General features: G+C 71.2%; 12 protein-coding genes. 5 read left to right on the plus strand and 7 right to left on the minus strand.

What is annotated here, in order from left to right; translation table 11 throughout:
• Window positions 1–198 precede the first annotated feature (198 nt).
• From ABD289_RS08430 to ABD289_RS08440, 3 genes are all read right to left on the minus strand, one after another.
• Window positions 199–1,449 carry an HRDC domain-containing protein gene (locus tag ABD289_RS08430; protein WP_425564618.1) on the minus strand — a complete coding sequence of 417 codons (1,251 nt, stop codon included), beginning with the start codon at window positions 1,447–1,449 and terminating at the stop codon, window positions 199–201.
• 95 nt (window positions 1,450–1,544) lie between these two features.
• Window positions 1,545–2,261 carry a response regulator gene (locus tag ABD289_RS08435; protein WP_344128481.1) on the minus strand — a complete coding sequence of 239 codons (717 nt, stop codon included), beginning with the start codon at window positions 2,259–2,261 and terminating at the stop codon, window positions 1,545–1,547.
• A 458-nt stretch (window positions 2,262–2,719) separates the two neighbouring features.
• Window positions 2,720–3,289, minus strand: coding sequence for a DUF3000 domain-containing protein (locus ABD289_RS08440; RefSeq protein WP_344129181.1), 570 nt, complete (start codon window positions 3,287–3,289; stop codon window positions 2,720–2,722).
• Window positions 3,290–3,494: 205 nt separating this feature from the next.
• On the opposite strand from ABD289_RS08440, the gene hemE reads away from it, so the two are divergent.
• The 3 genes from hemE to hemQ are packed head-to-tail and all read left to right on the plus strand — an operon-like array spanning window position 3,495 to window position 6,734.
• Entirely contained in the window at window positions 3,495–4,583 is a 1,089-nt protein-coding gene (gene hemE, locus ABD289_RS08445) for a uroporphyrinogen decarboxylase (protein WP_344128483.1), read from the plus strand.
• Complete coding sequence (hemG, locus tag ABD289_RS08450) at window positions 4,583–6,034, plus strand: protoporphyrinogen oxidase (RefSeq protein WP_344128485.1); 1,452 nt, start codon at window positions 4,583–4,585, stop codon at window positions 6,032–6,034. Before hemE ends, hemG begins: the two co-directional genes overlap by 1 nt.
• Before the next feature lie 4 nt (window positions 6,035–6,038).
• Window positions 6,039–6,734: a hydrogen peroxide-dependent heme synthase gene (hemQ, locus tag ABD289_RS08455; protein ID WP_344128487.1), complete on the plus strand. Its 696-nt coding sequence runs from the start codon at window positions 6,039–6,041 to the stop codon at window positions 6,732–6,734.
• A gap of 318 nt (window positions 6,735–7,052) precedes the next feature.
• Here the strand turns inward: hemQ and msrB are convergent, their stop codons facing one another.
• Together msrB and ABD289_RS08465 are read right to left on the minus strand one after the other, a co-directional pair.
• Window positions 7,053–7,469 carry a peptide-methionine (R)-S-oxide reductase MsrB gene (gene msrB, locus ABD289_RS08460; RefSeq protein WP_344128489.1) on the minus strand — a complete coding sequence of 139 codons (417 nt, stop codon included), beginning with the start codon at window positions 7,467–7,469 and terminating at the stop codon, window positions 7,053–7,055.
• A gap of 275 nt (window positions 7,470–7,744) precedes the next feature.
• Window positions 7,745–8,038 (minus strand): hypothetical protein, encoded by a 294-nt coding sequence (locus ABD289_RS08465; RefSeq protein ID WP_344128492.1) that lies wholly within the window; start codon window positions 8,036–8,038, stop codon window positions 7,745–7,747.
• 124 nt (window positions 8,039–8,162) lie between these two features.
• Here ABD289_RS08465 and ABD289_RS08470 point away from each other — a divergent pair, with 124 nt between their 5' ends.
• Window positions 8,163–8,945: a DUF4389 domain-containing protein gene (locus tag ABD289_RS08470; RefSeq protein ID WP_344128494.1), complete on the plus strand. Its 783-nt coding sequence runs from the start codon at window positions 8,163–8,165 to the stop codon at window positions 8,943–8,945.
• Between the two features lie 283 nt (window positions 8,946–9,228).
• Here ABD289_RS08470 and ABD289_RS08475 read toward each other — a convergent pair whose 3' ends face one another.
• A complete protein-coding gene (locus tag ABD289_RS08475) occupies window positions 9,229–10,785 on the minus strand; it encodes an alpha/beta hydrolase (RefSeq protein WP_344128496.1) in 1,557 nt (518 codons plus the stop codon).
• 234 nt (window positions 10,786–11,019) lie between these two features.
• Here ABD289_RS08475 and ABD289_RS08480 point away from each other — a divergent pair, with 234 nt between their 5' ends.
• Window positions 11,020–11,952, plus strand: a complete 933-nt coding sequence (locus ABD289_RS08480; protein WP_344128498.1) for an EamA family transporter — start codon at window positions 11,020–11,022, stop codon at window positions 11,950–11,952.
• A gap of 290 nt (window positions 11,953–12,242) precedes the next feature.
• Here ABD289_RS08480 and ABD289_RS08485 read toward each other — a convergent pair whose 3' ends face one another.
• Window positions 12,243–13,136, minus strand: coding sequence for a 2-dehydropantoate 2-reductase (locus ABD289_RS08485; RefSeq protein ID WP_344128500.1), 894 nt, complete (start codon window positions 13,134–13,136; stop codon window positions 12,243–12,245).
• Window position 13,137: the final 1 nt, after the last annotated feature.

Consider the following 13,137-nt stretch of genomic DNA (forward strand, 5'->3'; position numbering starts at 1 on the left):
GACTGGCGGCTTGCTTACCGACCGGTAACCGCACTCTAGCGCTTATTACCAGCCGGTAACCACGCACCCGCCCGTGTCACCTGTCTCACATGCTGATCGCGGCTCGGCCGCCTGGGATCTTTCCCGAACTCGTCCGCCGCGGCACCGCGAGCTCCGCGATGGTGCGCGGCCGTGCGAAAGGCGCGCGCCCGCGAAGGCTCAGGCCTCCTCCGGTGTGGCGTGCAACGCCTCGCTGAGGGCCTGCGCGGTGAGGCCGATCTGCCACTCGCGGGCTCCCTTGTCCCGCAGCAGTTCGGCCACGCCCGCGACGCTGCGGTCCTCCGGCGGCAGCCAGCAGGTCCGCCGCACCAGGTCCGGCAGCAGCAGGTTCTCCAGCGGGAGCCCGTTCTCCTCGGCGATGGCGGTCAGCCCCGACCGCGCGGCCTGCAACCGGGCCGCGGCCGCGGGATCGCGGTCCGACCACCGGTTGGTCGGCGGTGGCCCCTCGTTGGTCGAGGACGCCGCCGGGAGCTCGGAGTTGTCCAGGCGTCGTGCCGAGCGCAGCGCCTGCAGCCACATCGACGCGCGGCGGCGCTGGTGGCGTCCGCCGAAGACCGGCATGGCGACCAGGTCCGCCTCGTTGCGCGGGTTGGCCTGCGCGGCGGCGATGATCGAGGAATCGGGCAGCACCCGGCCCGGCGCGAGATCGCGCTCGCGGGCGAATTCGTCCCGGGTCTGCCACAACGCGCGCACGGCGGCCAGCTGCCGGGTGCTGCGCACCTTGTGGATTCCGGAGGTCCGGCGCCACGGTTCGGCGCGCGGGGGAGCGGGCTCGGCGGTGCGGGCGGCCTCGAACTCCTCGTGGGCCCAGTCCAGCTTGCCCTGCTGTTGCAGCTCGTCGTGCATCGCGTCGCGCAGGTGGATCAACAGCTCGACGTCCAGCGCGGCGTAGACCAGCCAGTCCTCCGGCAGCGGGCGGCGCGACCAGTCGGCGGCGCTGTGGCCCTTCTCCAGCTGGTAGCCGAGCATGCGTTCGACCAGCGCGCCCAGCGAGACGCGTTCGAAGCCCGCGAGGCGTCCCGCCAGCTCGGTGTCGAACAGCCGTGCCGGTCGCAGGTCGAGCTCGGCGAGGCAAGGCAGGTCCTGGGACGCGGCGTGCAGCACCCACTCGGTGTCGGCCAACGCCGCCACCAGCGGGCCCAGCTCGCCGTCCAGGGCGATCGGGTCCACCAGCACGGTGCCCGCGCCTTCGCGGCGCAACTGCACCAGGTACGCGCGCTGCGAGTACCGGTAGCCCGAGGCGCGCTCGGTGTCCACGGCGACCGGCCCGGTTCCCGCGGCCAGCGCATCGGCGGCCGCGGCGAGCGCATCCGGTGAGTTCACCACCGGCGGTACGCCGTCTGCGGGTTCGGTCAGCAACACCGGCTCCGGGCGGCCGGATCCGACTGTCTCGGGGCTTGCGGCTTCCACGGCTAACAGACCTTACGTGCTTTGCCCTCGCCGTGGGGCCATCCGCCCGGGCTTCGTCGATCCGGCCGCACCGGTGCAGGTGCTTCAGCGATCGGTCAGCGGATCACGCCGGCCCGCATGGCCAGCGCAACCATCTGCGCGCGATCGCCCGTGCCCAGTTTTCGCCCGATCCGCGACAGGTGAGATTTCACCGTGAGCGCGGACAGGTTCAGGGCTTCGCCGATCTCCTTGTTGGAACGGCCATCGGCCACCAACTGGAGAACTTCGACCTCTCGCCCGGACAGCTCGCGAGGGGTGTTGTCGGTTCCCGGCACGCGGGTACCGGCGGCAAGCACCGGCGCCACACTGGGATCGGCGTACACCCCACCGTCGAGCACGCGGCGCACGCCGTCGGTGACCACCATGGGAGAGGCCGACTTCAGCAGGTACGCCTGAGCGCCTGCCTGGAAGGCGGCCCGAACCGCATAGGGGTCATCGGACGAAGCGAGCACCACGATCCGCGGCCAGCCCTGGCTCCGGAGTTCGGTTACCAGTTCGATCCCGGTTCCATCTGGGAGTCCGAGATCAAGGATCGCGAGGTCGCACGGACCGGTCGCCAGGGCACGAGCCCTGGCTTCGGCCATCGATGCGGCCTCGTGCACCGTGCCGGCGCCCATCTGCAGCAGCCGGGAGGAAATGGCCTCCCGGAGCAGCGGATGGTCATCCACCACGAGCACCGTGAACAGCTCTTCCCGCGGGTGCGGGACCATGTTGGCCGGCAACGCGCCGGCAGGCGTGGTTCGAGCGGCCTGACCTAAGCCGACGGCAGCCACGTCACTACCTCCCTGGAGTCGGTCGTGCCCCCCGACCGGCACCGGGACTCTCGACCAATCAGCCGCGCCACTGATCGACCGAAAGTGGTGTCGTCGGTGGCAGCCTAACCGTCCAAGCGGGCGAGCGGGACGATCATTTGGGTATCTATCCCGATCGAGTTGTGACGAGAGTGGGTTTTCGTCACTCTTTCAGGTGACTCTCCGCAATCATTGTAACGTCGGAGCGTGGCCAGGCGACATACGCTGAATGCGCATCGTGAATAAGTTGCGCGATCAACCAAATTTCCCGCTCGTGCAACGTTCGCGAATGAAAATCGGACATCGGCGTGTCGCACGATTTGGCGCTTCGGCGTGTCGCGCGCGGTGGGGCGCGGCGAGCGATCGAGGACCGCGAAGCGGCGCGTCAGACGCTACCGGCGGTGCTGCGGGGGCGCAGCCGGTGAATGGGCGACCCCGAATCAGTCCTGTCGAGCTGAGCCGTTCGGGCGTTTGCCGAGCAGCGCAACGCCCTCCGGGGGCAGTCCCACCGCGCTGGCCAGCAGCTCGTGGAAGGCCTTGGCGTGCGGCGTCAGATCGGTGTCCGTCGGTGTCAGGGAGCCGCGCAGCTCGAGGTCATGGCTCCGGGGCGGTCCGGAGATGTCGCCGAACCGCGCCGAGGACGTCTGCGTGACCGTGCCGCCGAGCGCCGTGAACGCCGCGTCGTGGCCCTCCAGCGCGTCAGTCAGCCAGGACCAGCCCACCGCGGGCAGCAGCGGGTCGCCGGCCACTTCCGGATCCAGCTCGGCCCGCAGGTACACCACCAGGCGAAGCACGCCACCCCAGGAATCCTGGCCATCCGGGTCATGCAGCAGCACGAGACGCGCGCTGGCTGGCTCCCCGGCCGGTCCGTCCACCTCCGCGGCCAGCGCGTGCGCCCAGGGGGCCAGGCGCTTGGGCGCGCCGACCTCGCTGAGCTCGATCTCGGCTCGCGGTTGAGGCGACGTCAACGTGGCAACCGCCTGCCGGAAAACTTCGGGCGCCGCCGACATCTCCGTCACGGGAGCCGACTCTATTCGTTCACCCCGATGGGGTGGCGGAGGCACGCCGTGCGGACGTCCGGGCGCCGCGAGTGGGGCCGGGGGAGGCGTGCGAAGATTGCCGTTGCCAGCCCGGCCGACCGCCACGGCAAGTCAGCACCGGCCTCGTGCGGGGAATCGCCGGGATCCGACACAGACGTACGGACACCGACCTTCGATGACGAACTCCGCTCCGGTCTCGGCTCGACGGGACCTAGCCGACTCTCCTCTGCTCGTCGCCGCTCGCGGCGGTCGACCCAGGCACACCCCGGTCTGGTTCATGCGGCAGGCCGGGCGGTCGTTGCCCGAGTACCGCTCGCTGCGCGAGGGCATTCCCATGCTCGAGGCCTGCATGACGCCGGACTTGGCCAGCGAGATCACCCTGCAGCCGGTGCGACGTCACGGCGTGGACGCGGCGATCCTGTTCAGCGACATCGTGCTGCCGCTGTACGCCGCTGGGATCGGCCTGGACATCGTGCCCGGCACCGGGCCGGTGGTGACCAACCCGGTCGGCGACGCCGCCGACGTCGCGGCACTGCCCGAGCTGGATGCCGGGCAGGTCACGCCGGTGGCGGACACGATCGGGCTGCTGATCCGCGAGCTGGGCGAGACGCCGCTGATCGGTTTCGCGGGCGCGCCGTTCACCCTGGCCTCCTACCTGGTCGAGGGCGGCCCGAGCCGCAATCACGAGCGCACCAAGGCGCTGATGCACTCCGACCCGAAGACCTGGCACGCGCTGCTGGAGAAGCTGGCCGAGACCACGCTCGAGTTCCTGCGGGTGCAGCTGCGGGCCGGTGTCGACGCGGTCCAGCTGTTCGACTCCTGGGCCGGGGCGCTCTCGCTGCGCGACTACCGCGAGTTCGTGCTGCCGCACAGCCGTCGCATCTTCGAGGGCATCGCTGAGGTCTCCGACGTCCCGAAGATCCACTTCGGCGTCGGGACCGGGGAGCTGCTCGGTGCGATGCGCAACGCCGGTCCCGATGTCGTCGGCGTGGACTGGCGCGTCGGCCTGGACGAGGCGGCGACGCGGTTGCGCGCGGCCGAGCCCGCCGCGGGTGCCCCGGTCGTGCAGGGCAACCTGGATCCCGCCGTGCTGTTCGCGGGCTGGGACGCCGTCGAGCGCGAGGTGCGCCGCATCCTCGACGAGGGCGGCCGGGTCGACGGCGGCCACATCTTCAACCTCGGTCACGGCGTGCTGCCCACCACCGACCCGGAGGTGCTGACCCGGATCGTGGAGCTGGTGCACACCACGACCGCGCAGCGCTGATGCCGCCGCGCGTAGCCGTCGTCGGTGGGGGCATCGCGGGGCTGTCCGCGGCTCACCGGCTGCGCACCGAGCTCGGCCCGGACGCCGAGATCGTGCTCCTGGAGCAGACCACCTGCCTCGGCGGCAAGCTGCGCTCGGTGGAGCTCGCGGGTACGGCCTACGACCTCGGCGCCGAGGCGTTCCTGGCGCGCCGCCCGGAGGTGCTGCGGCTGGCCGAGGAGCTGGGCGCGGAGAGCGAGATCGTGCATCCCGCCGGGGCGCGGGCGACCGTGCGCGCGGGCGGGCGGATCCAGCACCTGCCCGGCGGCACCGTGATGGGCGTGCCCGCCGAGGCCGATTCGGTGGCGGGCGTGCTCTCCGAAGCGGGGGCGGACGCGGTCCGCGCGGAGGCCGGGCTGCCGCCGATCGAGCTCGGCGGTGCCGACGCCTCGGTCGGTGGTCTGCTGCGCGAGCGGGTCGGCGACGAGGTCGTCGACCGCCTGGTGGAGCCGCTGCTCGGCGGCGTCTACGCGGGCGATGCCAACCGCCTCGGGTTGCGCGCGACCATCCCGGCGCTGGCCGCGGCGCTGGACGCGGGAGCGGGTTCGATCGCCGAAGCGGTCCGCTCGGCGCTGCCCGCGCCGCCCGCTCGGAACACCACGCCGAAGCCGGTCTTCGGCGCGTTCCGGGGCGGCTATCGCGAACTTATCGACCGGTTGCTGCTGGCCGCCGACGCGGACGTCCGGCTGGGCCTGCCGGTGCGCGGGCTCGCTCGCACCGGCGCGGGCTGGCGCTTGGAGATCGGTGCGGCTCCCGCACCGGAGCACCTGGAAGCCGACGCCGTGGTGCTGGCGATTCCGGCGCCCGCCGCGCGGCGCCTGCTGGCCGATCCGGTTCCGGCCGCCTCGGAGCGCCTCGGCGCGGTCGAGCTGGCCTCGATGGCCGTGGTCGGCCTCGCCCTGCCACCCGACACGCCGTTGCCCGAGCACGACGGTGCCGCGGCCTCGGGCACGCTGATCGCCCGAGGGGAGCGGCGCGCGGACGGGACTCCGTTCACCGCGAAGGCCTTCACCTACTCCAGCAACAAGTGGCAGCACCTGCGCGGTGCCGATGGCGAGGTGCTGGTGCGCGGGTCGGTCGGCCGCTTCGGCGAGACCGCCGAGCTGCAGCGCGACGACGATGAGCTGCTGCACCGGGTGCGGGCGGATCTGGCCGACCTGACCGGCATCACCGCCGAACCGGTGGAGTCGGTGGTGCTGCGCTGGGGCGGCGGGCTGCCGCAGTACGGCGTGGGGCATCTCGATCTGGTCGCCGACATCGAGCGGGCCGTTGCCGAGGTGCACGGACTGGCGATCGCCGGTGCGGCGCTGCACGGCGTCGGCGTGCCCGCGTGCGTGGCGACCGGGGAGTCGGCGGCGACCGACGTCACCCGGGACCTGCTGCAGACCGGGCGCCTTGAGGTGGGAAGATGAGCTCATGGCGCGGCTGAACTACGACGAGCTCAACAACACCATCCGCTACACCATGTGGTCGGTCTTCCGGTTCGAGCAGGGCACCCTGCCCGAGGACCGGGACAAGGCCGCGCAGGTGACGCAGGAATACCTGGACTCGCTCGCCGACAGCGGCGTGGCCGTTCGCGGTGTCTACGACGTCTCGGCGCTGCGCGCCGACGCGGATTTCATGATCTGGTGGCACGCCGAGGAGATCGAGTCCCTGCAGTCCGCCTACACCGGATTCCGCAGGGAGACCCCGCTGGGCCAGTGCTCGGAGCCGGTGTGGAGCAACACCGCGCTGCACCGCCCGGCCGAGTTCAACAAGTCGCACGTCCCGGCCTTCCTGGCGGGCGAGGAGCCGAAGAAGTACATCTGCGTGTACCCGTTCGTGCGCTCCTACGAGTGGTACCTGCTGCCCGACGAGGAGCGCCGCCAGATGCTCGCCGACCACGGCAAGGCGGCGCGCGACTTCCCGGACGTGCGCGCCAACACCGTCGCGTCCTTCGGACTGGGCGACTACGAGTGGCTGCTGGCCTTCGAGGCCGATGAGCTGCACCGCATCGTCGACCTGATGTGGCGCATGCGCGGCACGGAGGCGCGCCTGCACGTGCGCGAGGAGACCCCCTTCTACACCGGTCACCGGGTCGAGGTCGCCGAGCTGATCACCCGGCTTCCCTGAGGCCTCTCGAGGCGGTATTTCAGTGGTCGGTTTGCGTGGCGGTGCGGGTGGGAGAACCTGACGCGCCGCGTGGCTGCGGGATCCGCTCCTTGAGTAGCGACACGCGGCGTCGCGCCTGTTCTCGCCACCCGACGCGTCAGAACCCGCGGCGGCGCCGGGTGAGTCCCACACCTGGAACAGCGGCTGCCGCCGCATACCGCGAGGACCCCTTGGGCGGAGCCGCCGGTGTGGGACTCAACCAGTGCCACGCACACCTCAAACCGAAACCGGCCCGGCAGACGCTCGTTCTGCCGGGCCGGTTTCGATTTGAGCGGGGAGTCAGCTCTCGATCAGGCGAACCGCGATGGAGTTGATGCAGTAGCGCTGGTCGGTGGGCGTGGCGTAGCCCTCGCCCTCGAAGACGTGACCCAGGTGGCCGTGGCAGGCGGCGCAGAGCACCTCCGTGCGGACCATGCCCATCGAGCGGTCCTTGCGGAGGATCACCGCGTCGCTGTCGGCCGGGTCGTAGAACGACGGCCACCCGCAGTGCGACTCGAACTTCGTCTCGCTGCGGAACAGCTCGGCTCCGCAGCCGCGGCACTCGTAGACCCCCGTGGCCTTGGTATCGACGTACTCGCCGGTCCACGGCCGTTCGGTGGCGGACTGGCGCAGCACCGCGTACTCCTCGTCGGTGAGCTGCTCCTTCCACTCCTGCTCGCTCTTGGTGACCTTCGGCGTGTCAGCGACCGGATCCATGCCTCCACGCTAATCCGAGCGAAGATCGAGTGCGAAGCCTGGAGCCTGCATCGAGTCGCAGGCCACTCGGATGTTTCAGCTGGGGTTCGCGTGGTGGCGCGGGGAGCGGAACTTGGGACGCCACCGGGCTCCGGGATCCGCGACTCGAGCGGCGACCTGCGCGGCGCTGCGGCTGTCCGCCCCCCGGCGACGTCTGGGAACCCGCGGCGGTGCGAGCTGAGCCGCACACCGATACAACGGCTACCGCCGCGCAAGTCGCGAGCTGAACCCCTCGCCTAGGCGAAGAACGTGTCGAGCATGAATGCGACCGCGTTCCAGACGGTGAACAGCACGCCGAACAGGATCAGCAGCACCACGGTGACGGCGAGCAGCCTGCGGTGGCCGCCGGTGCGGTTGGCGCTCTGCGCGAAGTCGTCGACCCCGCGCAGCATGCCCTCGACGGTGGCCTTGGAACCGGTGCGGTCCATCCGGGCCCGGTGCGCGGCGAAGGCCCGCACCTCCGGGTCGTCGTGGTCGAGGTCGTCGAGGTCGCCGAAGCGAGCGGACTCGTCCGGTTCACCGCGCTGCATGGCACCACCGTAGCGCTCCCGCGCGCCGAGGCCGACCCCTTCACTCCGATGTGGTCACGCCATGCCTGAACCAGCAGGTCAGTCTATGATCGGGCGGATTTCGCCAGCGGTCAGTGGAGGGGTCATGACGGAGCCGGACGAGTCCGGGCGCTTCCTGCCGGAGATGATGATCGCGGTGCCCGAGCGTCAGCGCCGCTGGACAGTCCTGCTGCGCGCGCTGCTGCTGATCCCGCATTTCATCGTGGTGTGGGCGCTGGGCATCGCGGCGAACGTGGTGGTCTTCCTCGGCTGGTGGGCCGCGCTGTTCCTGGGGCGGTTGCCGGAATGGATCTCCGGCTACCTGATGCTCTACATCGACTACTCCACCCGGGTGAGTGCCTCGGCCATGCTGCTCATCGACACGTACCCGACGTTCGTGCTCTCCGGCCCCGGGGAAGCCCTGCGCACCGAGTTCCACCCCGGGAGGCTGAACCGGGCGGCCGTGCTGTTCCGGATCATCCTGTTCATCCCGGCGGCGATCATCTCGAGCGTGGTGATGGCCGGCTGGACGGCGCTGGCGTTCTTCCTCTGGCTGATCGTCCTGGTGCTGGGCCGCACCCCGCGCCCGATCTTCGACGCCTCGGCCGCGGCGCTGCGCTACAACTTTCGCGCCAACTCGTACTTCTCCATGCTCACCGGTGCCTATCCGAAGAAGCTCTTCGGCGACGAGCGCGCCGAGCCGAACCCGCCGCAGGTCTCCTACGGCACTCGCCCGCTGGTGCTCTCGTCCGGCGGCAGGGTGCTGCTGATCGTGTTCATCGTGCTCGGTGTCCTGGGCCTGGCGAGCAGCGGAGCGGTATCGGCCACGCAGCAACCGGCTTGCGCCCCGCACTCCGACGGGTACGCCTACGAGTGCACCTACGCCTGATCGCCCGCGCGCGATCACGGACCGGAATCGGCGCGGAGATCCCGATGGGCTGGTCGAGCGACGCGCTTTCGCTCGGCCAGCGGTGTCCGCGCCGGATGATCGGCGAGGACCATCGGGACCGCTGGTATCCACGACGATTGGGAGGCCAGGATGGTCCGCACCGAAGAGCAGGCCCCTCAGGCGAAGGGCGGGTGCAACTGCTGCGGCAGCTGCACCGGTCCTTCCTGTGGCTGCTGCTCCAGCTGCGGCTGAGCGGCGGTGGTCTGCCCGGCGTGCTGCGGGATCACGCCGGGCAGACCATTCCCTCGGTGGGGACCGCGCCGTGCACGAGGTAGCGGGCGACGGCGTCGGTGATGCACGTGGAGCGCCCCAGCGCTCCGTGCCCGGCGCCCTGCCAGCGCAGCTGAACCCCGGTCGGCAGCTGCTGAGCCATGTGATCGGTGCCCAGCGCCAGCGTCTGCGGGTCGTGCTCGGTGGTGATCACCGGGATCGGCGGCAGATCCCCGCGGCGCGGCGTCGGTAGCGGCCGCTGCGGGACCGGCCAGGAACCGCACCACACGATGCGCTGGGCGGCGAGGCCGCCGAACAGCGGGAACCGGTTCACCCAGTCCGCAGCCAGCTGGCTGCTGCGCTGCGGCGGCACCCGCAAGGTGGTGTCGTTGCACTTGGTGATCAGGTGACCGTCCAGCCAGGGCGCAGCCGTGCCCTGCGACTGGAGCAGCGGCGCGCTGATCTCGGCGAGCCGGGTTCCGTCCCCGCGCACGCCCGCGGCCAGCGCGTCGGCGAGCGCGGGCCAGCTGCTCTGATCGCGCAGGCCGAGCTGCAGCGCTCGCACCACCCGCCCGGCGGGTACCACCGAGCCGTTGGCGGGCAGCGGTGTGCTGCGGGTGCGTTCGACGAGGTCGCCGACCGCCCGCCGCGGGTCCTCGCCGAGCGGGCAGCCGCGCGCGACGCACCGCTCGGCGAATTCGTCGAAGGCGTTCTCGGCGGCCCGTGCTTGCGACTCGGCACGACCGATGGCGTCGCGGGTGGGGTCCGGTGCGCCGTCGAGCACCATCCGGCCGACCGACTGCGGATAGCGCTCGGCGTAGGTGGTCAGCAGCCGGGAGGCCTCCCCGCGGCCGAGCAGGTGCAGCTTCGGAACGCCCAGCTCCAGGCGGAGCTCCTCCAGGTCGGAGGCGGTTCGCCAGGAGTCGTAGGCCTGCAGTCGCTCGTCGAGGGTGAGCAGGCATTCCTGGCTGGCCGACACGACCGAGTCCAGCAGCCGGTCGAGCTGGGGGCGTTCGGTGGCGCGCGGGTCGAAGCCGACGATGCTCTCGCGCTCGGCGGGCTGCATGCAGTCGGCGGGGTCCGACTCGCCGGTGCCGCGGCGGTCCACGCCGATGATGTCGAAGGTGTTGTGCACCTCGGGCGGCAGTTGAGCGGCCAGCCTGGCGGCGAAGGTGGTGCCCGGCTCGCCGTTGATGTCACCGACGACCACCAGCGGGACGTGCGTGCCGTCGCCGATGCGGATCAGGGCGTTGCGCTGGGTTCCGCGTTCCGGGGCTTCCGGCGCGTCGAGGATGGACAGCATTTGGGCGCAGGAGAACATCATGCCCGGTGGCGCGGAGCCCAGCTCGGCGGTCGTCTGAGGGGTGCAGTCCTGCCAGTGCAGGGTGTCCGCGGTCGGCCCGCCCAGGCCCGGGACGGGAGCGGGCTCCGGGGGTTGCGGCGCTTGCGCCGCCGACTCGTCGTCGTGATAGGCCACCGCCGGGCGATCGGACGGTCCGGCCGTGCACCCGGTGACCACCAGCAGCAGAAACGGCAGCAGGGCCGCGACCCGTTTCGTGTTGCGCGGCACGGTTTCTCCTCGTCGACAACGCCGGTGGTCACGGCCAGCATCGCATGATCCAGGTGAGACCGCGGTGAGGCCCCTGGGACGGTTCCGTCCGAACCGATAGCGTTGCTAAGGGCTTGGTCGGGAACCCGTCCCGCAGGCGGTGCCGGTTGCGACCTGTTCCCGCGCGGGTAGTTCCAGCGCAGGTGCCGAGGGATGGCGGCCGCGGTTCGGCCGCGACGAGCGTGAAGGGGAAACGTGCAGGTCGCGCAGGTTGGCTCGGGGAGTTCGGGCGGTCGTGGACGAGGTGTTCGACGGCTGTCGGCCGCGCCGCTGGGTGCGGTGCCGCCGCCGCTGATGGTGATGGTCGGCGTGGTCAGCGTGCAGGTCGGCGCTGCCTTCGCCAAGCAGCTGTTCGCCGAGGCCGGTGCGTCCGGTGTGGTGGCGATGCGGCTGTTCTTCGCCGCGGTGATCCTGCTCGTGGTCTACCGCCCCGCGCTGCGCGCCGATTGGCGGACGCTGCGGGTGATCGCCGGCTACGGCGCGGTGCTGGCGGGGATGAACGCCTGCATCTACCAGTCGTTCGAGCGCATCCCGCTCGGTGCCGCGGTGACGATCGAGTTCCTCGGACCGCTGGTGGTGGCGCTGATCGGCTCGCGGCGCAAGCTCGACGTGCTGTGGGCCGTGCTGGCCGGTCTCGGGGTGTTCCTGCTGTCCCGCGTGGAGGGCGGCCTGGACTGGGTCGGGGTGCTCTTCGCCCTCGCGGCGGGTGCCTGCTGGGCCGGCTACATCATCTTCGGCGCCAAGCTCGGCAGCCGTACCACCGGCGGGTCCGGTCTCGCGCTGGCGATGGCCTTCGGCGCCCTGCTGGCCACCCCGATCGGCGTCGCCGAGGCGGGCGCGGCGCTGTTCAGCCCTTGGGTGCTGGTCGCGGGCTTCGTGGTCGCCCTGATGTCCTCGGTCATCCCCTACAGCCTCGAGCTCGAGGCGTTGCGCCGGATGCCGCCGCGCGTGTTCGGCATCCTGATGAGCACCGAGCCCGCCGTGGCGGCGCTGGCGGGCCTGCTCGTGCTGCACGAGCTCCTCACGGGCTGGCAGTGGCTGGCGATCTGCTGCGTGGTCATCGCCTCGGTGGGCTCGGTCGCCAGCACCGAGAAGCCCGAGGAATCCGCAGACCCACCGTCCAACTAGCCGCAGGTGACAGTTTTGCGTTTCAGTTTGGGGCTTGCGTGGCGGTGCGGGTGGCGGAACCTGACGCGTCGTGTGGCTGCGGGATCCGCTCCTTGATTAGGCCACCTGCGCGACGTCGCGGCTGTCCTCGCCACACGACGCGTCAGAACCCGCGGCGGTGCGGGCTGAGTCCCACACCTGAAACAGCGGCTCCGCCGCATACCGCAAGGACCCCTGGAACTGTCCGGACATTTCGGGTTCCGGAGGCACCACAGTTTTAGGCAAAACTGTCACCACACCCGCTCCGGTCGTCAGGGCGTGGGGAGCTGCATCGGTTTGCAGGCTCGCAGGAGGGTTAGCAGCGTGCGGTTGAGCGGCACGTCGATGCCGTGCGTCCGCGCCGCCCGGACGAGGGTGCCGGTGATGTGCTCGTGCTCGGTGGGCAGCCCGGCGATGCGGTCGTAGAGCATCGACGTGCCGTTGGTCGGCGGCATCAGCTCGACGTAGTCGCGCAGCACCTGCTCGGCGTCCTGCTCGCCGAGGTCGGCGCCTTCGGCTCGGGCGACCTCGATGGCCTCGCGGAGGATGCCCGCGCTCAGCTCCTCGACGTCCGGATCGGCCAGGACGTCGAGCCGGCGCAGGGTCAGCGCCGTGATGGGGTTCGGCGCGAGGTTGGTGAGCATCTTGCGCCAGGCCGCGGTTCGGAAGTCCGAGGTCTGCTTGATCCGCACCGCGCTGTCGGCCAGCAGCTCGGTGAACCGCTCGCCGAGCTCGTCGGCGGGCAGTTGCATGGTGACGGGGGAGCGGCGAACCACCTCACCGGGGGAGAGCCGTTCCGCTCCGACGTAGATCAGCGCGGGCAGCACGGGAGTTCGCACGTCGGCGACCGACTCGCGGTGCTCCACGCCGTTCTGCACCACGACCAGGGGCGTGCGCCCGTCGCCGAGCTTGTGCAGCCAACCCGCGGCCCCCGGGACGTCGTGCACCTTGGTGGTCAGCACGGCCCAGTCGACCTCGCCGAGGCCACCGGGTTCGGTCGCCACCTCCACCGGGACTTCCCTGGTTCCCTCCGGGGTCTGCAGGGTCAACCTCTCGAACGGGGTGCGCACGCACATCGTCACCCGATGTCCGGCGTCGTGCGCCGCCTCCGCGAGCGCGCCGCCGATGCCACCCGAACCGATCACCGCAATGCGTTGTCCAGCCACG

The sequence above is a fragment of the Saccharopolyspora halophila genome (genome assembly GCF_039531955.1).
Taxonomy (GTDB): domain Bacteria; phylum Actinomycetota; class Actinomycetes; order Mycobacteriales; family Pseudonocardiaceae; genus Saccharopolyspora; species Saccharopolyspora halophila.

Excerpts from the sequence above, each read along its gene's own strand:
- ABD289_RS08440 (WP_344129181.1), bottom strand. The coding sequence starts at position 3,289 with ATGTCGGCGGCGCCCGAAGTTTTCCGGCAGGCGGTTGCCACGTTGACG.
- hemE (WP_344128483.1), top strand. The coding sequence starts at position 3,495 with ATGACGAACTCCGCTCCGGTCTCGGCTCGACGGGACCTAGCCGACTCT.
- hemG (WP_344128485.1), top strand. The coding sequence starts at position 4,583 with ATGCCGCCGCGCGTAGCCGTCGTCGGTGGGGGCATCGCGGGGCTGTCC.
- hemQ (WP_344128487.1), top strand. The coding sequence starts at position 6,039 with ATGGCGCGGCTGAACTACGACGAGCTCAACAACACCATCCGCTACACC.
- msrB (WP_344128489.1), bottom strand. The coding sequence starts at position 7,469 with ATGGATCCGGTCGCTGACACGCCGAAGGTCACCAAGAGCGAGCAGGAG.
- ABD289_RS08465 (WP_344128492.1), bottom strand. The coding sequence starts at position 8,038 with ATGCAGCGCGGTGAACCGGACGAGTCCGCTCGCTTCGGCGACCTCGAC.
- ABD289_RS08470 (WP_344128494.1), top strand. The coding sequence starts at position 8,163 with ATGACGGAGCCGGACGAGTCCGGGCGCTTCCTGCCGGAGATGATGATC.